Source organism: Brevundimonas subvibrioides ATCC 15264, from assembly GCF_000144605.1.
GTDB classification, from domain to species: domain Bacteria; phylum Pseudomonadota; class Alphaproteobacteria; order Caulobacterales; family Caulobacteraceae; genus Brevundimonas; species Brevundimonas subvibrioides.
Genome location: NC_014375.1, coordinates 469,596 through 495,099, shown reverse-complemented (window position 1 = coordinate 495,099; position 25,504 = coordinate 469,596). Strand labels below are relative to the sequence as shown.

At 68.3% G+C, this 25,504-nt stretch carries 26 protein-coding genes; 15 read left to right on the top strand and 11 right to left on the bottom strand.

All coding sequences use genetic code 11. The features are described from left to right. Positions 1-140: 140 nt before the first annotated feature. Together prmC and BRESU_RS02485 are read right to left on the bottom strand one after the other, a co-directional pair. Positions 141-1,025 (bottom strand): peptide chain release factor N(5)-glutamine methyltransferase, encoded by an 885-nt coding sequence (gene prmC, locus BRESU_RS02490; protein WP_013267916.1) that lies wholly within the window; start codon positions 1,023-1,025, stop codon positions 141-143. Further along, complete coding sequence (locus BRESU_RS02485; RefSeq protein WP_013267915.1) at positions 1,026-1,796, bottom strand: MOSC domain-containing protein; 771 nt, start codon at positions 1,794-1,796, stop codon at positions 1,026-1,028. It abuts the gene before it with no gap. Between the two features lie 128 nt (positions 1,797-1,924). On the opposite strand from BRESU_RS02485, the gene BRESU_RS02480 reads away from it, so the two are divergent. The 8 genes from BRESU_RS02480 (at position 1,925) to BRESU_RS02445 (ending at position 9,127) form a co-directional block, all read left to right on the top strand. Further along, on the top strand, positions 1,925-3,100 hold the full coding sequence (locus BRESU_RS02480) for a YihY/virulence factor BrkB family protein (RefSeq protein ID WP_245528587.1): 1,176 nt from the start codon (positions 1,925-1,927) through the stop codon (positions 3,098-3,100). Between the two features lie 42 nt (positions 3,101-3,142). Next, positions 3,143-3,412 (top strand): hypothetical protein, encoded by a 270-nt coding sequence (locus BRESU_RS02475; RefSeq protein WP_013267913.1) that lies wholly within the window; start codon positions 3,143-3,145, stop codon positions 3,410-3,412. 183 nt (positions 3,413-3,595) lie between these two features. Continuing rightward, positions 3,596-3,808 carry a cold-shock protein gene (locus BRESU_RS02470; protein ID WP_013267912.1) on the top strand — a complete coding sequence of 71 codons (213 nt, stop codon included), beginning with the start codon at positions 3,596-3,598 and terminating at the stop codon, positions 3,806-3,808. 130 nt (positions 3,809-3,938) lie between these two features. Continuing rightward, positions 3,939-5,015, top strand: coding sequence for a phenylalanine--tRNA ligase subunit alpha (gene pheS, locus BRESU_RS02465; protein ID WP_013267911.1), 1,077 nt, complete (start codon positions 3,939-3,941; stop codon positions 5,013-5,015). 1 nt (position 5,016) lies between these two features. After that, positions 5,017-5,427, top strand: a complete 411-nt coding sequence (locus BRESU_RS02460; RefSeq protein WP_013267910.1) for a hypothetical protein — start codon at positions 5,017-5,019, stop codon at positions 5,425-5,427. Continuing rightward, positions 5,424-7,862, top strand: coding sequence for a phenylalanine--tRNA ligase subunit beta (pheT, locus tag BRESU_RS02455; RefSeq protein ID WP_013267909.1), 2,439 nt, complete (start codon positions 5,424-5,426; stop codon positions 7,860-7,862). The genes BRESU_RS02460 and pheT overlap by 4 nt, the downstream gene beginning before the upstream one ends. Before the next feature lie 3 nt (positions 7,863-7,865). Next, positions 7,866-8,408 carry a TIGR00645 family protein gene (locus tag BRESU_RS02450; RefSeq protein ID WP_013267908.1) on the top strand — a complete coding sequence of 181 codons (543 nt, stop codon included), beginning with the start codon at positions 7,866-7,868 and terminating at the stop codon, positions 8,406-8,408. A gap of 101 nt (positions 8,409-8,509) precedes the next feature. Next, the gene (locus BRESU_RS02445) at positions 8,510-9,127 is read left to right on the top strand and encodes a DUF1134 domain-containing protein (protein WP_013267907.1); all 618 of its coding nucleotides are present in this window, start codon (positions 8,510-8,512) and stop codon (positions 9,125-9,127) included. On the opposite strand, the gene BRESU_RS02440 is transcribed toward BRESU_RS02445, so the two are convergent. The 4 genes from BRESU_RS02440 to glmS all read right to left on the bottom strand — a co-directional run bounded on the left by BRESU_RS02440 (position 9,124) and on the right by glmS (position 14,116). Next, a complete protein-coding gene (locus BRESU_RS02440; protein WP_013267906.1) occupies positions 9,124-9,987 on the bottom strand; it encodes an SDR family oxidoreductase in 864 nt (287 codons plus the stop codon). The two genes, BRESU_RS02445 and BRESU_RS02440, sit on opposite strands and share 4 nt — an antisense overlap. Before the next feature lie 8 nt (positions 9,988-9,995). After that, positions 9,996-11,252, bottom strand: coding sequence for an NAD-dependent epimerase/dehydratase family protein (locus tag BRESU_RS02435; RefSeq protein ID WP_013267905.1), 1,257 nt, complete (start codon positions 11,250-11,252; stop codon positions 9,996-9,998). 82 nt (positions 11,253-11,334) lie between these two features. Then, positions 11,335-12,213, bottom strand: coding sequence for a UTP--glucose-1-phosphate uridylyltransferase (locus BRESU_RS02430; RefSeq protein WP_013267904.1), 879 nt, complete (start codon positions 12,211-12,213; stop codon positions 11,335-11,337). A gap of 73 nt (positions 12,214-12,286) precedes the next feature. Beyond that, entirely contained in the window at positions 12,287-14,116 is a 1,830-nt protein-coding gene (glmS, locus tag BRESU_RS02425) for a glutamine--fructose-6-phosphate transaminase (isomerizing) (RefSeq protein WP_013267903.1), read from the bottom strand. Positions 14,117-14,235: 119 nt separating this feature from the next. Between glmS and glmM the strand changes: the two genes are divergently transcribed. Continuing rightward, positions 14,236-15,585, top strand: a complete 1,350-nt coding sequence (gene glmM / locus BRESU_RS02420; RefSeq protein ID WP_013267902.1) for a phosphoglucosamine mutase — start codon at positions 14,236-14,238, stop codon at positions 15,583-15,585. Here the strand turns inward: glmM and BRESU_RS02415 are convergent. Beyond that, complete coding sequence (locus tag BRESU_RS02415) at positions 15,582-15,905, bottom strand: ArsR/SmtB family transcription factor (RefSeq protein ID WP_013267901.1); 324 nt, start codon at positions 15,903-15,905, stop codon at positions 15,582-15,584. The two genes, glmM and BRESU_RS02415, sit on opposite strands and share 4 nt — an antisense overlap. A gap of 50 nt (positions 15,906-15,955) precedes the next feature. Here BRESU_RS02415 and BRESU_RS02410 point away from each other — a divergent pair, with 50 nt between their 5' ends. After that, positions 15,956-16,435 carry an SRPBCC domain-containing protein gene (locus BRESU_RS02410; protein ID WP_013267900.1) on the top strand — a complete coding sequence of 160 codons (480 nt, stop codon included), beginning with the start codon at positions 15,956-15,958 and terminating at the stop codon, positions 16,433-16,435. Here the strand turns inward: BRESU_RS02410 and BRESU_RS02405 are convergent. Beyond that, positions 16,426-17,742, bottom strand: coding sequence for an FAD/NAD(P)-binding protein (locus tag BRESU_RS02405; protein ID WP_013267899.1), 1,317 nt, complete (start codon positions 17,740-17,742; stop codon positions 16,426-16,428). The genes BRESU_RS02410 and BRESU_RS02405 overlap by 10 nt on opposite strands. A gap of 72 nt (positions 17,743-17,814) precedes the next feature. Beyond that, the gene (locus tag BRESU_RS02400) at positions 17,815-18,051 is read right to left on the bottom strand and encodes a hypothetical protein (RefSeq protein ID WP_013267898.1); all 237 of its coding nucleotides are present in this window, start codon (positions 18,049-18,051) and stop codon (positions 17,815-17,817) included. 240 nt (positions 18,052-18,291) lie between these two features. On the opposite strand from BRESU_RS02400, the gene BRESU_RS02395 reads away from it, so the two are divergent. Continuing rightward, on the top strand, positions 18,292-18,717 hold the full coding sequence (locus tag BRESU_RS02395; protein ID WP_013267897.1) for a DUF2141 domain-containing protein: 426 nt from the start codon (positions 18,292-18,294) through the stop codon (positions 18,715-18,717). A gap of 78 nt (positions 18,718-18,795) precedes the next feature. Then, entirely contained in the window at positions 18,796-20,262 is a 1,467-nt protein-coding gene (locus tag BRESU_RS02390; RefSeq protein ID WP_013267896.1) for a carotenoid oxygenase family protein, read from the top strand. Between the two features lie 22 nt (positions 20,263-20,284). Here BRESU_RS02390 and BRESU_RS02385 read toward each other — a convergent pair whose 3' ends face one another. Beyond that, entirely contained in the window at positions 20,285-21,067 is a 783-nt protein-coding gene (locus BRESU_RS02385) for a LytTR family DNA-binding domain-containing protein (protein WP_245528586.1), read from the bottom strand. A gap of 70 nt (positions 21,068-21,137) precedes the next feature. On the opposite strand from BRESU_RS02385, the gene BRESU_RS02380 reads away from it, so the two are divergent. Together BRESU_RS02380 and BRESU_RS02375 are read left to right on the top strand one after the other, a co-directional pair. Beyond that, complete coding sequence (locus BRESU_RS02380) at positions 21,138-21,548, top strand: DUF2141 domain-containing protein (protein WP_013267894.1); 411 nt, start codon at positions 21,138-21,140, stop codon at positions 21,546-21,548. Positions 21,549-21,649: 101 nt separating this feature from the next. After that, positions 21,650-22,180: a DUF2306 domain-containing protein gene (locus BRESU_RS02375; RefSeq protein ID WP_013267893.1), complete on the top strand. Its 531-nt coding sequence runs from the start codon at positions 21,650-21,652 to the stop codon at positions 22,178-22,180. Positions 22,181-22,214: 34 nt separating this feature from the next. Here the strand turns inward: BRESU_RS02375 and BRESU_RS02370 are convergent, their stop codons facing one another. After that, on the bottom strand, positions 22,215-22,928 hold the full coding sequence (locus BRESU_RS02370; RefSeq protein ID WP_013267892.1) for a TetR/AcrR family transcriptional regulator: 714 nt from the start codon (positions 22,926-22,928) through the stop codon (positions 22,215-22,217). Positions 22,929-23,107: 179 nt separating this feature from the next. On the opposite strand from BRESU_RS02370, the gene BRESU_RS02365 reads away from it, so the two are divergent. After that, the gene (locus BRESU_RS02365; RefSeq protein ID WP_013267891.1) at positions 23,108-25,360 is read left to right on the top strand and encodes a TonB-dependent receptor; all 2,253 of its coding nucleotides are present in this window, start codon (positions 23,108-23,110) and stop codon (positions 25,358-25,360) included. The last annotated feature ends 144 nt before the right edge of the window (positions 25,361-25,504 follow it).

Below are 25,504 nucleotides of genomic sequence, written 5' to 3'. Positions count from 1 at the left end.
TTCAACACCCGACCTTCACGCACGTCCCGGCCGAGCGTCACGGAACCTCGAAAGGCGGTCCAGTGAGATGCGGTTGGGAGGGAGACACTGAAGGCTTAGCGCGGGTCGGGCCCGTTTGAAAGGGGTTTTGTGTGGCGGGCTTACGATGCGCGGATCGGCGTTGTCCTGGGGTCCGGACCGTTGGTGACCACCCGGTGGCGATCGCCCAGATCCTTGACGACCTTGACGTCCGTCAGGCCGGCGGCCTCGAACAGGGCCTTGACCTGCGGCCCCTGGTCCCAGCCGATCTCGACGGCGAAAACCCCCCCGGGCTTCAGGATGCGGGCGATCTCGGGGGCGAGGTCACGATAGGCCTGCAGACCGTCGGGCCCGCCATCGAGCGCCAGGACCGGATCGTGATCGCGGACTTCCGGATCCAGACCAGGAATGTCGCCGGACGGAATATAGGGCGGGTTGGACACGACCAGATCGAAACTGGCATCGCCGAATCCGGCCGCCCATTCGGTGCGCAGGAAGGTGGCGCGGCCGTCCAGACCCAGATTGGCCGCGTTTTCCCGGGCGACAGCGAGCGCCTCGGACGAGATGTCGGTGCCGACGCCGTGGGACCCGGGCCGTTCGGACAGGACCGCCAGCAGGATCGCCCCCGAACCGGTCCCCAGGTCGATCACATTGAAGGCCTGCGCCGGCTCGAAGGCCAGCATGGCGACGTCGAGAATGGTTTCCGTATCCGGGCGTGGGCTGAGGACGTCGGGCGTGACGTTCAGCATGATCTTCCAGAACCCCTTGCGGCCCAGGATGCGCGAGACCGGCTCGCGCCTCAGGCGGCGCTCCAGATAGCCGGCCAGGGCGGCCTGCTGATCGGGCGTCAACGGGCGGTGTGGATCGGTCAGGATGTCCAGGCGCGACGCGCCCGAGGCCGCTTCCAGCAACAGACGGGCATCGATGGCCGGGCTGTCGATGCGCGCGGCTTTCAGTTCGCCTTGCGCGGCCTTCCAGGCAGAGACGAGGGTCGGGGTATCGGTCATTCAGATCAGCTCCGCGCGGTCGCCGGGGCGCACGGCGCCGCCGGCCTCGACCGAAAGATAGAGGCCGCACCAGCGGTGGCCATAAAGGTCATGGAGAGCGGAAACCACATCGATGTCGCGGGTTCCGGTCACGGGGTTCGCATGGGTCGCGACGCAGCGGACGATCGGCTTGACCACCTTCAGCCTCGCGCCTCCCAGTCTCAGATCGCGGCCGGTCCAGTCGTTCTCGATCCAGGCGGGCCAACCCTCGACCCAGACATTGGCCCGGAACCGCAGGGGATCGACCTCGACCTCCAGGCGCTGCGAAAGGTCGCGCACGCTGGCCAGGTTCAGTACCGAGACGGCCCCGGACGGGTCATCCATGAACCGGTGGCCTTGCCCGTCGAGCAGGCGCAGAGGGGCCGTCGCCTCCTCGCCCAGGACATCGGTCAGCCAGGCTTCCAGGCGGCGATCATCCACGGCCAGCCCCAGCCGCACGACCAGGTCGGCTGCGCCCGGAGCCGAAACGGTCAGCGTATCGGTCGGCTCATCCCACTGCGTGCGGACCCGTGCCATCTGCGGCAAGCGTGCCAGAACGGTGAACCGCATTTTCGAGATGTGGGCGGGAGCGGCCGGATCGAAACCGGACGGGCCGATCTCGATGGCGCGCAGGCGGTCTCCGGGAAAGGCCTCCCCCGCGCCCAGCAAGGCCTCGTCCAGCGGCTCGGGCGTGAAGCCCTTGACCGGATGCCGATACAGGGCGGCGATCGTTGCGGGATTTGCGTCTGGCACGCCCGGTGAGTGCCCCAGCCGGGGATTTCAGGCAAGGTGGTCGGGCCGGAACGTCTCCGGAGTCTGAGCCGTTCTCCGCCCCAATGACCTCCTCCAAATCCCGTCCTCTCTCGTCCGTCTGGAAAATCGTGGGCGCCGTCGCCGGTGGCCTCGCCGCCGGAGCGGGTGCCGCGCATCTGATCTACAGCCAGGGACACCGGTACGGACTCGAACTGCGGCGCGAGCGGCCCGCCCCGACGCCGGTCAAGCCTCCGACCCCGGAGGCGCTGGACCTGATGGCCCCCCGGCGCGGGCGTCTCGCGCAGAGACCCGCCCACATTCCGGCCAAGGGCTGGATCGACATCGTCTGGCGCGTGGTCAACGGCTATTTCAACGACCAGGTCGGGTTCGTCGCGGGCGGCGTCACCTTCCTGATGCTGCTGTCGCTGTTCCCGACGCTGGCCGCCTTCGTAACCGTCTATGGGCTGTTCGCGGATCCGGCCGACGCCTCGGCCCGCATCCAGTTCCTGTACTCCTTCCTGCCGGCGAACGTGGCGGGCTTCCTGGCCCAGGAACTGACCCGGCTGGCGGCCGGCTCGACCGGATCGCTGACCTTCACACTGATCTGGACCCTGGCCCTGTCGCTGTGGACCGCGAACAACGGGGTCAAGACGCTGTTCCACGGCATCAACGTCGCCTACCACGAGGTCGAGAAACGCGATTTCGTGCAGTACAACCTGCTGTGTTTCGCCTTCACCCTGTCGGGACTGGCCGCGGTCCTGCTGAGCGCCGCCCTGGTCGTCGGCGTGCCGATCTTTCTGGGGCTGTTCGGCCTGGCCGACGACTGGGAGCGACTGGCCCCCCTGCGCTGGCCCATGCTATTCGCTATCTATGTTCTGACGCTGGTCACCATGTACCGGTTCGGACCCAGCCGCACCCGGGCGCGCATCCGCTGGCTGGTGCCCGGCGCGCTGTTCGCGGCCAGCGTCAGCGTCTTCATCTCGTTCGCCTTCAGCTGGTACCTGACGACCTTCGTGCGGATGGACTCCTACGGGCCGCTGGCGACGGCCATGGGTTTCCTGCTGTGGGTCTGGCTGTCGGTGCAGGTCGTCCTGATGGGTGCCAAGCTGAACGCCGAGATCGAGCATCAGACGGCCATGGACACCACCGTGCTGCGCGGGGCCGACATCGGCGCGCGCGGGGCCATGATGGCCGACACCGTCGGTTCGCCGCAGGCCAGTCGCGAGGTCGTGGCCTTCACCCGGCGACAGGCGGCAATGGTGGGGCGCATGATGGGCCGCGGTCCCAAGACGCCCCCCGCCTGAACCTCCCTCGCTTATCGGCCCGGACGTCCCTATCTAGGGTCGATGAGCAACAACTTTCGACCGACGACCCTCGAACGCGCCTACGAACTGGCCCGCAGCGGCGAGTGCCGCACCGTGGGCGACATCAAGACCCGCCTGCAGCAGGAAGGCCACGAGCGGGTCCAGGACCGGCTGTACGGCGGATCCCTGACGTCGGCGCTGCGCAAGCTGTGCGTGGCGCACTATGTCGCGCCCGAAGGCGAGGAGGCCCCGGTGGGGGCTGCTGATCAGGACCTCGACGACGCTGAAGAAGACGGTCCGATCCCCGCCTGAATCGGGCATCGTCGAGACTCAGGTTGTACACAGGGGCGTTTCGGTCCATATGAGGGCCGTCGATCTCTCTGCGTAACGCCCCTCTCTCTTTGCGAACGCACCGAGTTTCTGGCCGATCCCATTCAGACCCGACAGGCTTCAGGCGCTCTTGCCTGATGCAAACTGCTAACGGAGGTCCTTAAAATGGCTACCGGCACTGTCAAATGGTACAACTCCACTAAAGGCTACGGCTTCATCGAGCCCTCGGACGGCGGCAAGGACGTGTTCGTTCACGTTTCCGCCGTTGAAGGCGCTGGCATGAACGGCCTGAACGAAGGCCAGAAGGTCTCGTACGAAGTCGAAAAAGATCGCCGCACCGGTAAGGAATCGGCAGGTCAACTGAAGGCCGCCGAATAGTCCTAACGGATTATCTGGCGACAGATTCGGAAGGGCCGGTGCATCGCGCCGGCCCTTTTTCGTTGCGTGACGACCGACGGAGAGCCCGGCCACTTTCCCCTGTGGCGCTCAACCGCTAGACGGACCGGCCATGACCGACCTCGCTGCTCTCGAACTCGACCTGATCAACGCCATCGGCGCTGCCACCACCGTGGCGGAGGTCGAGGCCGTGCGCGTCGCGGCGCTGGGCAAGACCGGCGCGATCTCGGGCCTCCTCAAGGGCATGGGGGCCATGAGCCCGGACGAACGCCGCGAGCAGGGGCCCGTCATCAACGGCCTGCGCGACCGCGTGACCTCGGCGATAGCCGAGAAAAAGGCCGGGCTGGAGGCCGCCGAGTTGGATGCGCGCCTGCAGGCCGAGCGGATCGACCTGAGCCTGCCGGCCCGTCCGCGTCGCAAGGGAGGTGTCCACCCCACCATGCAGGTGATGGACGAGATGATCGCCCTGTTCGCGGAGATGGGGTTCGCGGTCGCCGAAGGGCCGGACATCGAGGACGACTTTCACAACTTCACGGCCCTGAACTTCCCGCCCAAGCATCCGGCCCGCGAGACCCACGACACCTTCTTCCTGAGGCCCGACCCCGAGACGGGCGAGCGCAAGGTCCTGCGCACCCACACCAGCCCGGTCCAGGTGCGCACGATGATGAGCCAGGAGCCGCCGATCCGCATCGTCGCGCCTGGACGGACCTTCCGGAAGGATTCCGACGCGACCCACACGCCCATGTTCCACCAGATCGAGGGTCTGGTGATCGGCCGGGACATCCACATGGGTCACCTGAAGACGACCCTGGAGACTTTCGTCGCGCGCTTCTTCGAGCTGGACGGCGTCGACGCGCGGTTCCGGCCGCACCATTTCCCCTTCACCGAGCCGTCGGCCGAGATGGACATCCGCTGCGACCGTTCGGGCGGCAAGCTGGTGCTGAACGAAGGCACCGACTGGCTCGAGATCCTCGGCTGCGGCATGGTGCATCCCAATGTCCTGAAAAGCTGCGGCATCGACCCGGACCAATGGCAGGGCTTCGCCTTCGGCATGGGCGTGGACCGGATGGCCATGCTGAAATACGGCGTGCCGGATCTGCGCCCCATGTTCGAGGCCGACGTCCGCTGGCTGGCCCACTACGGCTTCTCGGCCTTCGCGGCCCCCAACCCTTCCAGCGGACTGAGCTGACATGACCTCCAGACTGCCGATCACCCGCGCCTACAAGGCCCCCACCGATTTCGACGCCGCCGTGTTCGAGGACGTCGATCTGTTCGTGCACCAGATCCTGGCCGCCAGCATGGCCAAGGGCATCCCGGCGATTCAGGATCGCGTCTTCCGGGGTTGCCGCATCAATGGACCGGCCCTGTTGCTGCCCACGCGCGGCACCAGCTTCGACGACTGCAATTTCGGAGACCCGCGCGGAGACATCAACAATCTGCTGTTCCAGCCCCTGGGCGACCGTGCGACGGGGGCCGTGGCCCTGCTGAACTGCAAATTCGAAGGCTGCGAATTCTCGGAGGTCGGCTTCACCGGACCCACGACGTTCATGGACAGCATGAAGGCGATCGGGACCAAGCCCCGGTTCGGCACCCTCTCGTGAAGTTCACGCTCTCCTGGCTGAAAGACCACCTCGAGACGACCGCCTCCGCCGCCGGGGTGGCCGAGGCCATGACCATGGCCGGCCTGGAGGTCGAACATGTCGCCGACCCCACCGTCGCGCTCGCGCCGTTCACCGTGGCGAAGATCGTCTCGGCGGAGCGTCACCCGAACGCAGACCGGCTTCAGGTCTGCCAGGTCGAGACCATCGACGGCATGAAGGAAATCGTCTGCGGCGCGCCGAACGCGCGGGCGGGCCTGACCACCATCTATGCGCCGATCGGAGCCTGGGTCCCCGGCCTGGGCGTCACCCTGGTCGAGAAGCCGGTGCGCGGCGTGGTCTCGAACGGCATGCTGTGCTCGGCCTCCGAGCTGCAGCTGGCCGACGAGAGCGACGGCATCCAGGAGCTGCCGCCCGAGATCCCGGTCGGCACGCCGGTGGCGAAACTGTTCGGGGCCGAGCCGGTCATCGACTTCGAGGTCACGCCGAACCGGCCCGACTGGCTGGGCGTCGCGGGCATAGCCCGCGATCTGGCGGCGGCGGGCGTGGGCACGCTGAAGCATTTCGACATCGCGGTGGTGCGTGGGGCCTATCCCTGCCCGATCTCGGTGCGGCTGGATGCGCCGGAGATGTGCCCCGTGTTCGCCGGTCGCGTGATCCGCGGCGTGTCGAACGGGCCCTCTCCCGCCTGGCTTCAGACGCGGCTGCAGGCCATCGGGCTGCGGTCGATCAACCGGCTGGTCGATGTCACCAATCTGATTGCCTACGACCGCGCCCGGCCGCTGCACGTCTATGACGTGGGCAAGCTGGTCGGGACTGAGATCGTCGTGCGCGCCGGCCAGGTGTCCGCCGGCAGCGAACACATTGCGGCCGGGACGCCCGAGCAGCTGATCGCCCTGGACGGCAAGACCTATGGCGTCGATCCGACCATGTGCGTGATCGCCGACGCCATGGGCGAACGCCCCATCGGCCTGGGCGGGGTCATGGGCGGGGAATCGACCGGCTGTTCTGACGAGACCACGGACGTCTTCCTGGAGAGCGCCTGGTTCGATCCCTTGGTCACGGCCCAGACCGGCCGCAGCCTGACGATCAACTCCGACGCCCAGTATCGGTTCGCCCGCGGCGTCGATCCGGTCTCGGTCACGCCGGGGCTGGAACTGGCGACGCGGCTGATCCTGGACCTGTGCGGCGGCGAACCGTCCGAGATCGTCTTCGTCGGCGAACCCCCGGCCAGCCCGGCCCCCTTCGCCTTCGACCCCGCCTATGTGAAGCAGCTGTCGGGCATGGACCTGTCCGAGGACCGGATCGGCACCATCCTCAGCCAGCTGGGCTTCCTGGTGCAGGCGGCCCCCGCCGGCGCGGCCGGCCCCTGGATCGTGACGCCTCCGTCGTGGCGTCGCGACGTGGGCGGCAAGGCCGACCTGGTCGAGGAGGTCACCCGCATCCACGGCTTCCAGCACCTGCCCGCCACCCCCCTGCCCGATCAGGGCGCGCCGTCGAAGGGCGTGCTCAACCCGCGCCAGACCCGCGTGCGGATCGCGCGCCGTGCGCTGGCGGCGCTGGGCTATTCGGAAGCCGTGACCTGGTCGTTCACGCGCCGGGACATCGCGACGCTCTTCGGCGGGGGTGACGAGCGCCTGATCGTCGACAACCCCATCGCCTCCGACCTGGACTGCATGCGACCCTCGGTCCTGCCGAACCTGATCCAGGCGGCGGCGCGCAATGCCGCGCGGGGCCATGCCGACGTCGCCCTGTTCGAGATCGGCCCCATCTATCTCGGCGACCGGCCGACCGATCAACGGACTGTGATCTCAGGTCTGGTCTCCGCCCGCGCCGCGCGCCACTGGGCCGGTTCGGGCGAGGATGCCCTGTTCGGCCTGAAGGGCGACCTGATGAGCGTGCTGGAGGCCATCGGCGCGCCGGTCGGATCGCTGCAGCTGGCCCAGGGCTCCAACCGCGACTGGTGGCATCCGGGCCGGTCCGCCCGTCTGCAGCTGGGCCCCAAGACCGTGATCGCCGAGTTCGGCGCGTTGCATCCGCGCGTGCTCAAGGGTCTCGACGCTGACGGCCCCCTGCTGGCGTTCGAGATCATTCTGGACGCGGTGCCCGAGCCGAAATCGAAACCGACCAAGGCGCGCGGCAACGCCGACCTGCCCAATCTGATGCCCCTGACCCGCGACTTCGCCTTCGTCGTGGCCGAGGACCGGGCGGCCGGCGATCTGGTGCGGGCGGTGCAGGGCGCGGACAAGGCCCTGATCACGGATGTGCGCGTGTTCGACGTCTATCGTGGACCCGGCGTGGACGACGGGTCGAAGTCGGTGGCCCTCGAGGTCGTCGTCCAGCCGCGCGAAGCCACCTTGACCGACGCGGATATCGAGGCACTCTCGACCCGCATCGTCACGGCGGCCGAAAAGACCGGGGCGCGTCTGAGGGGGTAGGGCATGGGGCTGAAGCCACGCATCGAGACGGCGTTCGAGCGCCTTCTGTTCCAGTCGCGCTGGCTGATGGCCCCCTTCTACGTCGGACTGGCGCTCGCGCTCGCCATGCTGCTCGCCGTCTTCGTGGCCGAGTTGTTCTACTATGTGCCGCAGGCCTTCGTGATCGGCGAGCGGATGGATTCGAACGACGCGATCCTGGCCGTCCTGACCCTGGTCGACCTGTCGCTGGCCGGAAATCTGCTGCTGATCGTGATGTTCTCGGGCTACGAGAACTTCGTCTCCAAACTGGATCTGGACGGCGAGACGGACCGGCCGCCGTGGATGGGCACGGTCGATTTCTCGGGCCTGAAGATGAAGCTGATCGCCTCCATCGTGGCGATCTCGGGCATCCAGCTGCTCAAGGTGTTCATGAACATCGGCAAGCCCGGCTACCCGCTGGACGAGGCGGCCATGATGTGGGGCGTCATCATCCACCTGACCTTCGTGGTCTCGGGCGTGCTGCTGGCCCTGATGGACTGGCTGACGGCGAAAACCGACAAGCACTGAGGTAAGGTCTGGTTAACCTTGAGGCCGCAAGTCTGCCGCAAAACCCAGCGACCCTGCGGCCTCGCCCGCGTCGCGGACGACCAGCTTTCGGGGACACCACCATGCACCGCCGCCACCTGATCCAGACCGGCTTCGCCGCGACGGCCATGACCGCTCTCGGCGCCTGCGCCACCGCCCCGCAGCAGCAGCCGAACGAGCCCCAGTATCCGATCGCCTCGGACACCACGGCCCCCGCCTACACCTCCGACGAACTGGTCGCCGCCGGCTCGCGCGAGCTGGGCATCGCGGCCGAGGCCATGGGCGCGGCCATCGAGAAGATCTTCGCCGACCAGGGCGACCGCCCCACCGCCTATATCGCGGGCGAGGAAGGGGCCGGGGCCGCCGTCGTCGGTCTGCGTTATGGCCGCGGGGCCCTGCACATGAAGGACCTGTCGGCTTCGCAGGAAGTGTTCTGGCAGGGAATCTCGGTCGGCTGGGACGTCGGCGGCAATGCCAGCCGCGTGTTCACCCTGGTCTATGGCCTCTATGCGCCCGACGCGATCTACCGCCGCTATCCGGGGGTCGAGGGCTCGGCCTATCTGGTCGGGGGCGTGGGGGTGAATTACCAGCGCGCCGACGGTATCGTCCTGGCCCCGGTCCGCACCGGCGTCGGCCTGCGGCTGGGGGCCAACGTCGGCACCATGGCCTACAGCCGCCAGCGGAACCTGCTGCCCTTCTAGACGGTCAGCTGCGCCTCCAGCCCCTCGCGCCACGTCGGGTACATCGGCTGCCAGCCCAGCTCGGCCTTGGCCCGTGCGTTCGAGATGCGTTTGCTGTCGAGGTAGAACCTGCGCATGGCGTCGGAGACCGAGGGATCGGTCCACTCGACCTCTGGCGGGCTGGGCAGGCCCATGCGATCGGCGGCCCAGCTCATGACCACGTCGGCGGACGACGGCTCGTCGTCGCACAGATTGTAGGTACCTCCCGGGCGCGGGCGGGCGATGGAGGCGAACATCCCGCCCACGGCGTCCTCGACATGGACGCGGTTGAAGATCTGGCCGGGCTTTCTGACGATGCGGGCCGAGCCGTCGCGCAGCCGGTCCACGACCGAACGGCCGGGGCCGTAGATACCCGGCAGACGGAAGATCTGCACGGTCAGCCCCATGCCGCGCCCGGCGTCCAGCCAGTCGGCCTCGGCCCGGACGCGACGGGCCCCTTCCAGGCTGGCGGCGTTCAGGGCGTCATCCTCGAACACCCAGCCGCCGGCGCGGTCGCCATAGACGGCGGTGGAGGAGACATAGCCGATCCAGTCGGGATAGGCGCCGCTGGCGCTCAGGGCTGGCGACAGCGCCCGCAGACCGGGACAGCCGCGCGCGTCCGGCGGCGCGGTAATAAGGATCGCCGACGCGTTCACGACCGCGGCCTGCATCGCTGCGTCGTCCAGCGGATCGACGGGCGCGATGCCCTCGGCCTCCAGCGACGCCCGGCGCGCCGGGTCGCGTGACGTCGCGGCGGCCGTCATACCGCGCCGCTGGGCCTCGCGCGCAGCGGAGATGCCCAGATAGCCGGCCCCGAAGATCAGCAGGGATGGGGACGCCATGGAGAGGGTCAGCCGACGACCTTGGTCCGGACGGAGTCGGTCTGGAACGCGGCCTGGCTCGCGACGCAGGGATCGGCCGGCGCGGCTTTCAGAGCCTCAGCCCGCGCCCCGTTCCAGGCCGATACGCACGGAATCTTGGAACAGTCGGCCCGGTCGGCGTAGCGGCGCGCGATGTCGGTGACGTCGCCCATCAGCCCCTCGGCCAGGGTGATCGGCTTCAGACCCAGGTCGCGGAACTGGTCGTTGGCGACCACCAGCTCGTTCTCGTCGGCCTCCTGCCTCGGATTGGCGACGTTGTGGATCTCGGCCCCGGTCATGTCCGCCACCAGGGCCGCCAGGTCGCGCACGCGGCGGCTCTCGGTCATCTGGTTCAGGATCTTGACCCGTTCGCCCCTCTTGGGCGGGTTCTTCAGCGCCAGCTCGACGCAGCGCACCGTGTCCTGGATGTGGATGAAGGCCCGCGTCTGGCCGCCCGTGCCGTGCACCGTGAGCGGATAGCCCAGCGCGCCCTGCATCAGGAACCGGTTCAGGACGGTGCCGTAGTCGCCGTCATAGTCGAAGCGGTTGATCAGCCGCTCGTCCAGCCGCGTCTCCTCGGTCTGGGCTCCCCAGACGATGCCCTGGTGCAGGTCCGTGATCCGGACCCCGTCGTTCTTCGCGTAGAACTGGAACAGCAGGGCGTCCTGGGTCTTGGTCATGTGATAGATGCTGCCCGGATTGGGCGGGAACAGGATCTCCTGCTCGGTCGGACCGAAATCCGTCTGGACGGTGACGGTCAGATAGCCCTCGGGAATGCGCAGCCCGGCGGTGGTGTAGCCGTAGACCCCCATGGTCCCCAGGTGCGCCAGGTGGACGTCCAGACCGCTCTCGACGATCGCGGCCAGCAGGTGGTTGGTCGCGTTGATGTTGTTGTCGACGGTGTAGAGCTTGTGCCGCGCCGACTTCATCGAATAGGGGGCCGCGCGCTGCTCGGCGAAATGGACCACGCTGTCGGGTTTCTCGGCGCGGACCAGGGCGACGAGACCGTCGAAATCCTTGCCGACGGTGAGGTTGACGAAGCCGATGTCGCGGCCGGACACCTCTTTCCAGGCCGCGATCCGGTCCTCGATCGTGCCGATCGGCGTCAGGGACTGGACGCCCAGTTCCACGTCGATATCGCGGCGGCTCAGGTTGTCGACGATGGTGACGTCCCAGCCCCGTGCTGACAGATGCAGCGCCGTCGGCCAGCCGCAGAATCCATCTCCGCCCAGAACCAGAACCTTCATCCGCTCGCTTCCCTTTGTGTTCGTTGGGATATGCGTAGCCGATGCGCAGGAACTGGCAAAGCGTGACCGTAACGCGCGGTGCCTAGAGGAGGCCCGTCACCGCCGCCCGCGCCGCCTCGCTCAGTGATGCGTGCTCCAGCGCATAGGCGACATTGGCCCGCAGCAGGCCGACCGGATCGCCGCAGTCGTAGGTCGCGCCCTCGTACTCCAGGGCGTGGAAATCCTTGACCTTCATCAGCCGCGCCATGGCGTCGGTCAGCTGGATCTCGCCGCCCGCCCCCGTCTGCTGGTCGGCCAGCAACGGGAAGATGTCGGGCGTCAGGACGTAGCGGCCCGAGATGAACAGGTTGGACGGCTCGGTCCCGAGGGGCGGCTTCTCCACCATGCCGGTCATGCGATTCAGCCGACCGTCCTGACCGTCGAGCGCGACGATGCCGTATTTGTGGGTCTCGCCTTCCGGGGCCTGTTCGACCACGACGACATTGCCGCCGGTCTTTTCATGGGCGTCGATGGCCTGCTTCAGCGCGGGGGTGTCGGCCATCATCAGCATGTCGGGCAGCATGACCGCGAAAGGCTCGTCGCCGATCAGGTCGCGGGCGCAGAAGACGGCGTGACCCAGACCCAGCGGAGCCATCTGGCGCACGTAGCTCATCTCGCCGGGCTTCGGCAGGTCGGCCACCACCTGGGCCAGGATGTCGTCCTTGCCCTTGGCCTTGAGGATCGCCTCCATCTCGTAGGCGTGGTCGAAATAGTCCTCGATCGAGCCCTGGCCGCGTCCGACGACGAAGATGATGTGTTCGATGCCCGAGGCGCGCGCCTCCTCGACGATGTGCGACAGGATCGGCCGGTCGAACACGTTCAGCATGTTCTTGGGCGTGGTCTTGGCGGCGGGCAGGACCCGGGTGCCCAGCCCGGCGACGGGCAGGACGGCCTTGCGGACGCGAGACGGCGATGTGGTCATGACGGGCTCCCCTGACGGCAGGATCAGCCTAACGCACGCGCAGCCATCGCGAACCCCGCCTTGCGAAAAATCGCTATTCGACCGTCACCGACTTGGCGAGGTTGCGGGGCTGGTCGACATCCGTGCCCTTCTGGACGGCGGTGTAGTAGGCCAGCAGCTGGACCGGGACCGCATAGACCAGCGGGGCGATCAGCGGGTGGCAGTCCGGGGCATGGATGCGGCGGATGCCCGCGCCGTGTGGATCGGGCGCGGTGCGCGGGGCGATCATGATCACGGGGCCACCGCGTGCTGCGACCTCCTGCAGGTTCGACGCGGTCTTTTCGAACACATCGTCCAGCGGAGCCAGGGCGATCGTCGGCGTTTCCTCGTCGATCAGGGCGATGGGGCCGTGCTTCAGCTCCCCCGCGGCATAGCCCTCGGCATGGATATAGCTGATCTCCTTCAGCTTCAGCGCCCCCTCCATGGCCAGCGGGAACATCGCGCCCCGGCCGAGGAAGAGGACATCGGTCGCCTTTGACAGGTCATGTGCCACGGCGCGGATGTCGGCATCCATCTGAAGCGCCTCGGCGATCAGGCGCGGGGCCTCGAACAGCGCCTTGACCAGCTCGCCCTCCGACTGTCCGTCGATCCGGCCCCGGGCGACCCCGGCGGCAACGGCGAGCGCCAGCAAGGCCGCGACCTGGGCCGTGAAGGCCTTGGTCGAGGCGACACCGATCTCGGGACCCGCATGGGTCGGCCACAGCACATCGGCCTCGCGCGCCATGGAAGACGAATGGACATTGACCACGGCGGCGGTCTTCAGCCCCTGGCCCTTGCACCAGGTCAGGCTGGCGAGGGTGTCGGCGGTCTCGCCCGACTGGCTGACGGCGACCGCGAGGGTGCCCGGCGTCACGGCCGGGGAGCGGTAGCGGAACTCGGACGCGATCTCGACGTCACAGGGCAGGCCAGCGATCCTCTCGAAGGCATAGCGGCCGATCTGTCCGGCATAGAAGGCCGTGCCGCAGGCGACGATCTGGATGCGGTCGATCCGGGCGAAGTCGATCGCGCCGGCCTCCAGCGTCTGGACCTTGGCCCGGCCGGTCACCAGATCGAGATAGTGTGACAGGGTATGCTGCACGCTGTCGGGCTGTTCATGGATCTCCTTTTCCATGAAGTGGCGATAGGCGCCCTTCTCGACCATGGCCGAGGAGGCGGACACCTGGACCACCGGCCGGTCCACGGGCGCGCCAGACGCATCGAACATGGTCGCGCCTGACCGCGTGACGGCGACGAAATCGCCCTCTTCCAGGTAGCTGATCTTCTGAGTGAACGGTCCGACGGCCAGGGCGTCGGAGCCCAGATACATCTCGCCCTCGCCCCAGCCGACCACGAGGGGACTGCCCTTGCGGGCGCCCAGGATCAGCTCGTCCTCGCCCTCGATCAGCACGGCCAGGGCATAGGCCCCGGTCAGCCGGTCCAGCGTCGCCTTGAAGGCGTCCAGCGGCGATTTGCCGGTCCCCAGTTCGTGATCCAGCAGATGGGCGACGACCTCGGTATCGGTCTGGCTCTCGAAGGCCCGCCCCTCGGCCTGCAGTTCGGCCTTCAGCTCGGCGAAATTCTCGATGATTCCGTTATGGACCAGGGCGACACGGCCGGCCTTGTGCGGGTGGGCATTGGGGGTCGTCGGCGCGCCGTGGGTGGCCCAGCGGGTGTGGCCGATGCCGATGGTGGCAGCCAGCGGCTCGGCCACGAGCACGGCCTCCAGTTCGCGGATCTTGCCCTTGGCGCGGCGGCGCTCGATCCGGCCGTCGACCATGGCCGCCACGCCGGCGGAATCGTAGCCGCGATATTCCAGCCGCTTCAGGCTGTCGATCAGCCGGGGAACGGCAGGGCCGGTACCGGTCACGCCGATGATGCCGCACATAGGGGGTCTCCGTGGTCCGCCCCGCCCAAGGATGACGGCGTCGATATCCTGCTCTAGGACGGGCTTAGGACGTCATCACCTAAAAAGGCGTTTCGGATGATTTCGGCCGGGAGCTGACGATGGGCGAGCGCAAATATTTCGGGACCGACGGCATTCGCGGCAAGGCGAACGCGTCGCCCATGACGGCCGAGATCGCCCTGCGGGTCGGACTGGCGGCGGGCAAGCTGTTCATGTCGGGCGACGACCGCCGCCACCTGGTGGTGATCGGCAAGGACACCCGCCTCAGCGGCTATATGATCGAGCCCGCCCTGGTCGCCGGGTTCGCCTCGGTCGGGATGGATGTGCGCACCTTCGGCCCGATCCCGACGCCGGGTGTGGCCATGATGACCCGGTCCATGCGGGCGGACCTGGGCGTGATGATCTCGGCCTCGCACAACGACTATGCCGACAACGGCATCAAGCTGTTCGGACCGGACGGCTACAAGTTGTCGGACGAGATCGAGCTGAAGATCGAGGCGCTGATGGATGCCGGACTCGACGAAGGCCTGGCCCCGTCCAACCGGCTCGGGCGCGTCAAACGCATCGACGACGCCCCGCCCCGCTACATCGAGATCGCCAAGGCGGCCTTTCCGCGCCACCTGTCGCTGTCGGGCCTGCGCATCGCCGTGGATTGCGCCAACGGGGCCGGGTACCGCGTCGCGCCGACCACCCTGTTCGAGCTGGGGGCCGAGGTCTGCGCCGTTGGCGTGTCGCCGAACGGGACCAACATCAATGCCGAATGCGGCTCGACCCATCCGGAAACCCTGGCGGCGGCGGTCAAGCAGTACCGGGCCGACATCGGCATCGCCCTGGACGGAGACGCCGACCGGCTGATCGTCTGCGACGAGAACGGCAAGGTCGTCGACGGCGACCAGATCATGGCGCTGATCGGCCGCGACTGGGCCCGGCGCGGCGTGCTGAAGGGCGGAGGCGTGGTGGCGACCGTCATGTCCAACCTGGGCCTGGAGCGCGCCCTGAAGGCCGACGGCCTGACGCTGGAGCGGACCAAGGTCGGCGATCGCTACGTCATGGAGCGGATGCGTTCGGGCGGCTTCAACCTGGGCGGCGAACAGTCCGGCCACCTGATCCTGCACGACCACGCCACCACCGGGGATGGCCTGATGGCGGCGCTTCAGGTGCTGGCCGTGATGGTCGAGAGCGGCAAGCCGATGAGCGAGCTGGCCCGCCAGTTCGCGCCGGTGCCGCAGTTGCTGCAGAACGTCCGCTTCACGGGCGGAAAGCCGCTCGAGGACGCCGCGGTCAAGGCGGCGATCGCCGAGGGCGAGGCCGCGCTGAACGGTTCGGGCCGGCTGCTGGTCCGGCCGTCCGGCACCGAAAAGCTGATCCGGGTGATGGCCGAGGGCGACGACGGGGCCCTGGTCAAACGGGTCGTGGCGGATGTGTCGGCTGCGGTGAAGGCGGCGGGCTAGCCCTCCACCCGCTCTTTCAGGTCCGCCAGCATGGCCACGGCTCCGCGCGCATAGGGCGCGATCCAGCGGTCGTGAACGGCCTTGATCGGCATCGCGTTGAGGTGATTCCAGCGTTCACGGCCTTCGCGCCGTACGATGATCAGGTCAGCCGTTTCCAACGCCTTCAGGTGCTGCATGACCGTGCACCGATCCAGCGAGGACTCGGCCTCGCACAGCTGCCCGGTCGTGCGCGGCCCGTCCTTCATCGCATCCAGCAGGCGTCGCCGAACCGGATTGGCCAGGGCCTTGAAAACGTTGTCGAGATCGTCGTCGTTTGACATGTTATGTTTCTATAACATATAAGGCGTCCCATCAACCGTGGAGAGGGACGATGGAGCTGAAATTCGAGGTGAGCACCCGGGTTGGCCGGCCCGTGCGCGAGGTGTTCGAGGCTGTGGCCGATCCCGCGAAACTGTCCCAGTATTTCACCACCGGCGGGGCGGCGGGACGGCTCGAGACGGGCGCAACCGTGCAGTGGGATTTCGCGGACTTTCCCGGTGCCTTCCCGGTCGAGGTGGTCGAGGTCATCCAGGACGAGCGGATCGTCCTACGATGGGAGGCCAACGAAGGCGTCCCCAAGGACGGCGACCCCGTGATCGGCGCGAAATACATGACCACGGTGACCATGACCTTCTCGCCGCTCGACGACGGCGGCCGAACCCTGGTGCGGATCGCAGAGGAGGGATGGCGCGAGACGCCGACCGGACTCAAGGCCTCCTACGGCAACTGCATGGGCTGGACCCAGATGCTGTCGGCGCTCAAGGCCAGCGTCGAATACGGCATCAACCTGCGCAACGGGGCCTATGCCTGAGCGGTCAGGGCCGTGACGACGTCCTCGATTCGCTTGCGGATATCGGGCACCGCGATCGTCTCCCAGAAGGCCGCACGCGCGGGCGGGCCGAGGACGAACAGCCGGGAATCGGGGTCGCCGGCGGCGTTCAGCACGCGTCCACCCGGATCGAGCTCCAGCCCCAGTCCCAGCGGATCCAGTCGCGCGCGCCCCGAGGCGATCAGCGGGGCCGTCAGGGGATCGGCGTCCGGAGCGTGACCGGGGCCGGAGCAGTCGATCAGCCACCGTGCGCCGAGCGCCGGCCGGGCCGGGCCGTGTCGCGGGGTCCAGTCCAGACGCACCGCGCCCTCGTCGGAGGTGACCGTTCGCACGCGTCCGGCCACGACATCCAGACGTCCCTCAGCGCACAGACCTTCGATGACGGCCGCGACGGCCGGGGCCACGCGATGACGGTGGACATCCCACCAGGGTCGCAGATGCCGGACCACCCGGCTGCGCGTGGCCAGGTCCGCCTCGCCCCACAGGCGGGCCGTGATCGGCCTCAGGCCTTCCATCACCTCGCGCCAGCCGCCCAGATCGGACAGACGTCGGGCCTCTGAAAGCCGCGTCGACAGGCGTCCGGACAGCAAGGCCTCCGTCGGGGATGTCGGGCTGTCCGGTTTCAGGCGATGGCCCCGGGGCAGGAGTCCGCGACGCGACAGCGCCGTGGCCCGCCCTCTCCATCCGCCGGCGTTCAGGCTCAGCAGCACATCGACCATGGTCAGACCCGTGCCAATCAGGAGGATGTCGTCGTCCGCGGCGATCCTTCCCAGCGCACCGGGTGCCCAGGGATCGGGAACGACGGCGTTCGAGGAACCGGCCGGGCCCGCCGTGCGCGGAGCCGGATTGCCGGTGGTCAGGACGACGGCATCGGCGGCGATCACCGCACCGTCGTCCAGTCGAACGCCCTCGGGCACGATGGCCGCGACCTCGGCGATCCGTCTCTGGATCCGGCCGGGATGACGGGCCTCCACCTCGGCGAGGCGCGACTGGACATAGAGGCCGAACAGCCGACGGGGCGCGAACCCGTCCGGGTCCGCCAGCGATGGATGGTGATCCTGCAACCAGCGCACGAAATGGCCAGGATCCTCGGCCAGGGCGCTCATACGCGCCGAGCGGACGTTCAGGAGGTGACCGTCAAAGGGCGTGGAATAGGCGACGCCCAGCCCGAAATCGGCGGTCCTGTTGATCAGGATCGAGGGGGCACCACGCTCGGCCAGCCGCGCCGCCAGCATGGCCCCGGAAAAGCCTCCGCCGACGATGGCCACGCTGTCGATCGGTCCGGTCACGCAGGTCCCCGCTGTGTCCGGGCCTTCTGAACCGCTGCGTCGGCGCGGTCAAACAGGGGTTGAATCGTGCGCTCAGTTGCGCAGGCGTGTGCCGCCGTCATTGATCCTGCAGGCATATTCCGTCTGCGGGCGACCCACCTGACGGCCGACCTCGGCGGGCGTCAGGATGCCACCGCGCGCCGTGCAGCTTGCCTCCAGTTCGGCCAGCTCGGCGGCGTAGCTGTTGGGTCGGCTGCCCGCGCTCGCACAGGCCGAAGCGGCAAGGGCGAGGGACAGGGCGAGCAGAATCTTGGGGGCGGACTTGGTCATGGGACGGTCTCCGGGATGCAACACCCCGATGATGCGCCTCAAACATCCCTGCGGAAAGTGGTCGTTGGCGTGGAAAGGTCTCCGTGGTGGCCATTCACGCATCGCCGATGGACGTGCGCCGCCATTCGCGAAGACCGGGCGGGCATCGCCGCAAACCGGCTGGCGACCGTCGATCCGCCGGCTCACGGTCGGGTCATCGAAGGCCCGGTGGTCGGACCTTCAAGCCCGAGGATGCCAGCCATGTTCCGCACCGCTTCCCTGATCGCCGCCGTCATCATGTCCGCCGCCCCCGCCTTCGCGGCCGAGCCCGGTGCCGACGCTTCCGTCAGCCTGACCTTCGAGACCCGCGCGGACACCGGCGCCGTGATGGTCGCCCTCTACGACCAGACAACCTATGGCGGAGGCCAGCCGGTCCGGGCCGCCCGCATCGACGTCGCCGCCGGCGAGCGCACGGTCACGTTCGACGGCCTGCCCGACGGCGACTATGGCGTGAAGGCCTTTCACGACGTGAACGGCAATGGCCGGATGGACACTAATCCGTTCGGCATGCCGACCGAGCCCTTCGCCTTCTCCAACAATGCCGTCGGCAACATGGGGCCGGCCGGCTGGGATCGTGCGCATTTCGCGGTCTCGGGAGCCACCGCACAGACCATCAGCATCCGTTGAGCCTGCCGCGAGCCGCCGCTCATCCTGCGGCGGCTCACCGTGGCTGCACACTCCGAAATCCCTGACATGAGATCCGCCATGACCCCGTCCCGCCGCCACTTCCTGATGGGTGCCGCCGCCCTGTCCGCTGCCGTCGCCACGCCCGAAATGGTGCGGGCCGCGATCGCCCAGGACGCCGCCGCCCCCTGGGCCCTCGCCACCGCCGACCTGGAGGGCGACGTCGCCCCCCGCGCCATGCGGCTGGTCCACGGCCGGGCACCGGCGGGACTGGAGGGGACGCTGTTCCGCAACGGTCCCGGAAAGTTCCGCCGGCCCGGCGGATCGGCCACTCACTGGTTCGATGGCGACGGGCTGATGCGGTCCTTCAGTCTGGTGGACGGCGGCGTCACCCTGGCGGCCCGTTTCGCGGACACGCCCAAACGCCGGACCGAAACGGAGCTGGACGCCGTCGTCACGCCGGGGTTCGGAACGCCCGGCGACGCCCGGGCGCGGATCGGGTCGAACGACGACGCGAACGCCGCCAACACCGCCGTCATGGTCACCGGCGACAAGGTCTGGGCCCTGTGGGAGGGCGGCGCGCCCCTGGCGATGGACGCCGCGACCCTGGCCACCGAGGACTTCGTCACCCTGCGACCCGACCTGAAGAGCATGCCGTTCCAGGCCCACCCGCGCTTCGCGCCGGACGGCACCATCTGGAACGTCGGCACCAATGGCGAACAGGCCATCGTCTGGCATCTGAACCGCGACGGCAGCCTGATCGACGCCCAGGTCGTCACCCTGCCCCGCGCCAGCTACCTGCATGACTTCACGGCCACCGAGCGATCGCTGATCTTCGTGCTGCAGCCTTGGGTGTTCGACCACCGGGCCATGCCGTTCCTGACCCAGTTCGCCTGGAAGCCGGAGCTGGGTACCCAGGTCCTGGTGGTCGACAAGGCCGACCTGACCCGCACGCGGCTGTACGAACTGGAGACCTTCTCGTTCTTCCATCTGGGCGATGGCTGGGAGGAGGCGGACGGCACGATCCGGTTCGACGTCGCGGCCAATATCGACAACACCTTCGCCATCGAGGGGGCGCGGGTCCTGGTCGCCGGGCGTGGCACGGTGCCCGGCCAGCCGAGCGTCCTGAAACTGGTGACCCTGCATCCCGACGGCCGGGCTGGGATGGCCTCGTCCGGCGTGACCGCCGAGTTCCCGAAGGGCGATCCCCGCCGGGCCGGCCTGGCCCGCGACCTGACCGTCCATGTGGCCGGCGAGCGCGGCGGACGGCCCCTGCCCAACGGACTGGCGATCCAGGACTGGAGGACCGGGCGCAATCACGCCTTCGCCTTCGACGACACCCAGATCATGGAGGAAGCCGTCTTCGTGCCCAAACCGGGCACGACCGCCGAGCGCGACGCCTGGCTGGTCGCGCCGTCGATCAATCTGGCCGAAGGGGTGACGGAGCTGCATGTGTTCGACGTCGCGCGCGTCGAGGACGGTCCGGTCGCCACCTGGCGCGCCGATGTGGCCCTGCCTGCCGGATTCCATGGGGCCTGGCGCGGGTGACGGACCCCGATCGCCCCCGGACTCAGTACCAGCCGGCCTCTCGGAGAGCCCGGGCATAGCGGCGGCTGACCGGCGCGGTCAGGCCCCCGTCCAGGGTCAGGGTCGCGCGGCCGTCCCCCCGGGAAATGTCGCGCACGGCGTCGCGGGCCACCCACCAGCTGCGGTGGGTCTGGGAGCCTTCCAGACCTTCCAGTTCGTCCAGAGCGTCGGACAGTCGCATCAGGATCAGGTCGGACCCGCGATCGGTGTGGATACGCAGATAGTGGTCCTCGGCCTGGACCGCGCGGATCGTGGCTCCTCTCAGCTTCATCGGCAGGCGGTCGGGGAACCGGGCGGGAGCCGTGCCGGTCGGGGCGGCATGGGTCTGGACCGGCTGGGCCTTGCCGAGGAAGACGTTGATGGCGCTCATGACGGCCGTGATCGTCAGCACCGGACCGATCATCAGGGGCAGGGACGACAGCGGATAGACCTGACCCTCGAACACCAGTCCGGTGGCAAGCCACACCAGCAGGGAGACCGGCCCGGTGATGGTGGCCGTCAGGGCCAGGACCGTCAGCCAGGGTCGCTCGTCCATGTCGATCCAGCGATCGACGATGCGCGAGCACACGTGTCCCCAGGACGCCCCGGCCAGCATCACCGGGACCCAGTAGGCCAGCCTCAGCCAGAGCGGTACCCCGACGGTGCCGAACGCGCCGGTCAGCGCCAGCACCACGCCGGCGGCAGCGGCGACGCCCAGTCCCCGCGCCAGACCGACATTCATCGGACGGACAGGGCGGGCTGCGGTCGGGGCAGGCGTGACGGTCATGGCTGGACGGACGGCTCCGGCGGATGGCATCAGGGGTCGGGGCGGGCGCAGATCACCAAAAGGCGTTTCGATGAAGTTGGCAATCGCGGCGATCGTCACGGTCCTGGCGAGCCCGGCCGTGGCATCGGACCTGACGCTGGACATCGCGTCCCGGGGCAGCGGCGGGTCGATCGCGGTGGCCGTCTATCGCGATGCCGCGTCCTTCCGGAGCGGCGAGGGACCGGTCGCGACCCGGACCGTACCGCGCAACGGACCGGTGACCTCGGTCGTGATCCCGGGGCTGGCACCCGGCCGGTATGCGGTCGCGGCGTTTCATGACACGGACGGCAACGGCGACCTGACCCTGTGGCCGATCGGCGTGCCGAAGGAGGCCTATGGCTTCTCCAACGACGCGCGCGGCCGGTTCGGACCGCCGCCCTTCGACGCCGCCGCGATCGATGTCCCGACCCGTGGGGCCAGAGGAGCCTTCACCCTGCGTTAGGGCGTGCCCGTTCGCGAACGGCGGGTGGTCGACGGCGCAAGGACGCTGGCCGGAGGCCGCGGGACGGGGAACGGTCCCCGGACTTCGCAAGGACCGACCCCATGACTCACCTGATCCCGACGCAGGGCCCGCTTCGCCAGACCCTGACCTTCGGCCCGCCCCTGATCGCGGCGGCCGTTCTGGCGTGGCTTTTGTTGGTGCTTGCGCCGGGCTGGGGGCTGCCCGTGCGCCTGCATGCGCCCGACTGGGCCCTTCTGGCGGAGCAGGCCCCGGTGCTGCAGGTCCACATCGGCGCGGCCACGCTGGCTTTGGGGATCGGTGTCGTCCTGCTGGCGGGGGTCAAGGGCAACACCCTCCACCGGACCCTCGGCTGGACCTGGGCCGCCGCCATGGCGACCGTTGCCCTCAGTTCGCTCTTCATCCGGAGCATCAATCCCGGGTCATTCTCGTGGATCCACCTGTTGACCGGCTGGACCCTCATCATCCTGCCGATGGCCCTCTACGCCGCCCGGACCCATAACGTCGCTGCACACCGGAGCCGGATGACAGGGCTGTTCGTCGGAGCCCTGCTGATCGCGGGCATGTTCACATTCTTTCCCGGCCGATTGATGTGGCGTGTCTTCCTGGGATGACAACGGGATCGCTTAAGCCGCGAGCCGTAGCGCCCTAGGCTTTCTCGCAGACCGCGCGGAATCCGGCGGCGGCGAAGCGGACCATGTAGTCGCAGGCCGTCTCCAGATCGCCGGATCGGCACAGCCCGTCCGACAGCCGGTCCAGGCGTCCCGTCTCGCCCAGCGTCAGGGTCAGGGCCCCCGAAAGATTGTGCCAGGCCCAGTAGAGATCGACCTCACGCGCCTCCGGCAGCAGGGTCCGGATCAGTTCGATCAGCCGGCGGATGGCCGGGTCGAAATAACGGGCCATGGTTTCCCCCCCGAAAGTCGGATTGGCGTTGGTCTGCGCCACCAGGGCGGCATAGTGCTTCCACCCCGGCCCACCCTTCAGCGACCACTGGAACGGCGGATCCAGGAACGCGCGCAGCAGACCTTCCAGCGTCATCGACCCGGCATTCGCCAGGGCATAACGGTTGATCGCCGCCACCCGCTCGTCGTTCCAGACCTCGGCCCGGCGCAGGAAGACCGCGTCGAACAGCCCCCGCTTGGCCCCGAAATAGTAGTGAACCAGAGCCGTATCGACCCCGGCCTCGCGCGCCACCTCGCGGATCGTGACCCCATAGAATCCGTGCTTGGAGAACAGGTCCTCGGCCGCGTCGAGGATGGACTCGCGGGTGTCGCCGCCCACGGACTGGGCCTTGACCTTGGGGGGTCGGCCTCGCCTGGCCGGAACGGCGGGCGTGAGGGGCGGGACATCGAACTTTGTCATCGCATCAAGCTAGGCACGGGCACGACGTCGGTGCAACGGCGCCACAGCCGCCGTCGACTTTCCGTTCCGGAAGCGCTGCTGTTTGACACCGGGACCAAAGGCCGTCAGTTTCGCGAAAATCATCGAACGCTGAATAAAAGCGTCCAACGGCTGGAAACGAACAAAGGATGGGGTTTCGCATGAACAGATTCATGAAGAGTGTGCTGCTGGCTGGCGCGGCATGGAGCGCGGCGTCGTCGATGACGATGGCGCAGGACGCCCAGTCGGACGAACAGACGACCGTCGAGGACATCGTCGTCACCGCCCGCCGCTCCGAGGAATCGGTCCAGACGGTGCCGCTGGCCGTGTCGGCCTTTTCGGGTGAGTCGCTGGAACGCCGCGGAGCGCAGCAGGTGCTGGACCTCCAGGGTGCGGTGCCGAACCTGAACATCGTCCAGGGCCGTGGGTCGTCCAACGCGACCAACATCTACATTCGCGGCGTGGGTCAGCCGGATGCGTTGCAGACGTTTGATCCGGCGGTGGGGGTCTATGTCGACGACGTCTACTACAGCCGGATCCGGGGGACGCAGTTCGATCTGCTGGACGTGGAGCGCGTCGAGGTGCTGCGCGGGCCGCAGGGGACCCTTTACGGCAAGAACACCATCGGCGGAGCGCTGAAGCTGGTGTCGCGTCGTCCGGGCCAGGAGTGGCGCGGGCGCGGTTCGGTCGCGTACGGCGACTACAACATGATCGACGTCCAGGGCGCCGTGTCCGGCCCGATCACCGACCAGCTGGCCTTCGGCCTGTCGGCCCTGCGCTCGACCCGCGACGGCTACGTCACCAACCCGGTGACGGGCGCGGAGTACAACGACAAGGACTCCACCGCGGTGCGCGGCACCCTGGCCTGGGACCCGGCCGACAACCTGCGCATCGACATCATCGCCGACTATTCGAACGACGACGCCGGCCTGACGGTCGGCCAGGCCACAAACAGCCTGGTCGGCTCGAGCGGCCAGACGATCGTCGCCGTGCCGTCGCCCCTGCCGGAGTACAACTTCCAGACCGTGGTCGATCCCGGCCTGCCGAACTCCACCCGTCTGGAATCGCGCGGCATCTCGGCCAACATCGCCTGGGACATCAGCGACAGCCTCACCCTCCGGTCGATCACGGCCTATCGCAAGCTGAACACGGACGACTACATCGACTTCGACGCCACGGCGCGCGAGGTCACCTCGGCCCTGGTCGCCGTCGATCAGGACCAGGTCAGCCAGGAGTTCCAGCTGAACTACACCTCCGGCCCGATCAGCGCGGTCGGCGGCCTGTACTACCTGAAGGAAAACGTGGATTCGCATCAGGAGGCCTATGCCGACGACCTGCTGGGCGCCCTGTTCCTGAACTCCGGCTTCCTGCGCACGGTCGACGACACGCTGGAGACCACCTCCAAGGCGGTCTACGCCAACCTGACCTATTCGGTCACCGACCAGCTGCGGCTGTCGGGCGGCGTCCGCTACACGGAAGAGGAAAAGGACTACGTCCGCACCACCTCGACCTTCTTCAGCGCCCTGCCGGCCTTCAACGCGACCTTCCCGTTCCGTCCGCCGGTCGCCGAGTACGACGACACCTCGGTCATGCTGTCGGCCGACTACCAGATCACGCCGGACGTGCTGGCCTATGCCCGCTTCGCCCAGGGCTTCAAGTCGGGCGGCTACAACGGCCGTGCGAACTCGGCGGCCGAGGCGACCGAATATGCGCCGGAAACCGCCGACACCTATGAGATCGGCGTCAAGACCACGTCGATGGACGGTCGCCTGCGGCTGAACGGCACCGTGTTCCAGACCAACTACCAGGACTTCCAGGCCCGCGTGTCGGGGCTGGAGACCGACCCGATCACCAACCTGCCGGTCGCCGTCCTGTCGGTGATCAACGCCGGCGAGCTGAAGATCAACGGGGCCGAGCTGGAAATGATCGCCCAGCCCTATCCCGCCTTCACCATGGACGCCCAGATCGGCCTGCTGAACGCGGAATACGACACCTTCCGCGACGCCCGCTTCACGGCGTTCAACGGCAGCCGCGCCTTCCAGACCCCGGCCTTCTCGCCGAAATGGACGGTCCGCTACGGCATGCAGTACGTCCTGGACCTGGACGGCGGCTCGAACTTCACCTTCGGCGGCGCGGTTCGCTATCGCTCCTCGATGGCGCTGGCGGTCGACAACACGCCGGTCAACTCGGACGTGCAGCTGCCCGGCGTGTTCCAGGACGGCTACCTGCTGTACGACGCGCGCATCGTCTGGAACGACCCGACCGACCGGTATTCGGTCGGCGTCTACGGCCAGAACCTGTCGGACGAGGTCTACAAGACCGACGCCCAGGAGTTCTCCTCGGTCGGCGGCATCCGCACCGCCTACTACGGCGCGCCCCAGACCGTGATGGTCAAGGCGACGGTTCGCTACTAGGCGCGCCATGGCTCCCCGGGACGCAGTCTTCGTGCCCGGACGAGACGGATGAAACTGGGGCGGCGGTTCGATCGGGCCGTCGCCCTTTTTCTTTTGCAGCCTTGATCCGGCCCGCTACGGTCGGCGGCAAGGAACGAGAGTCCA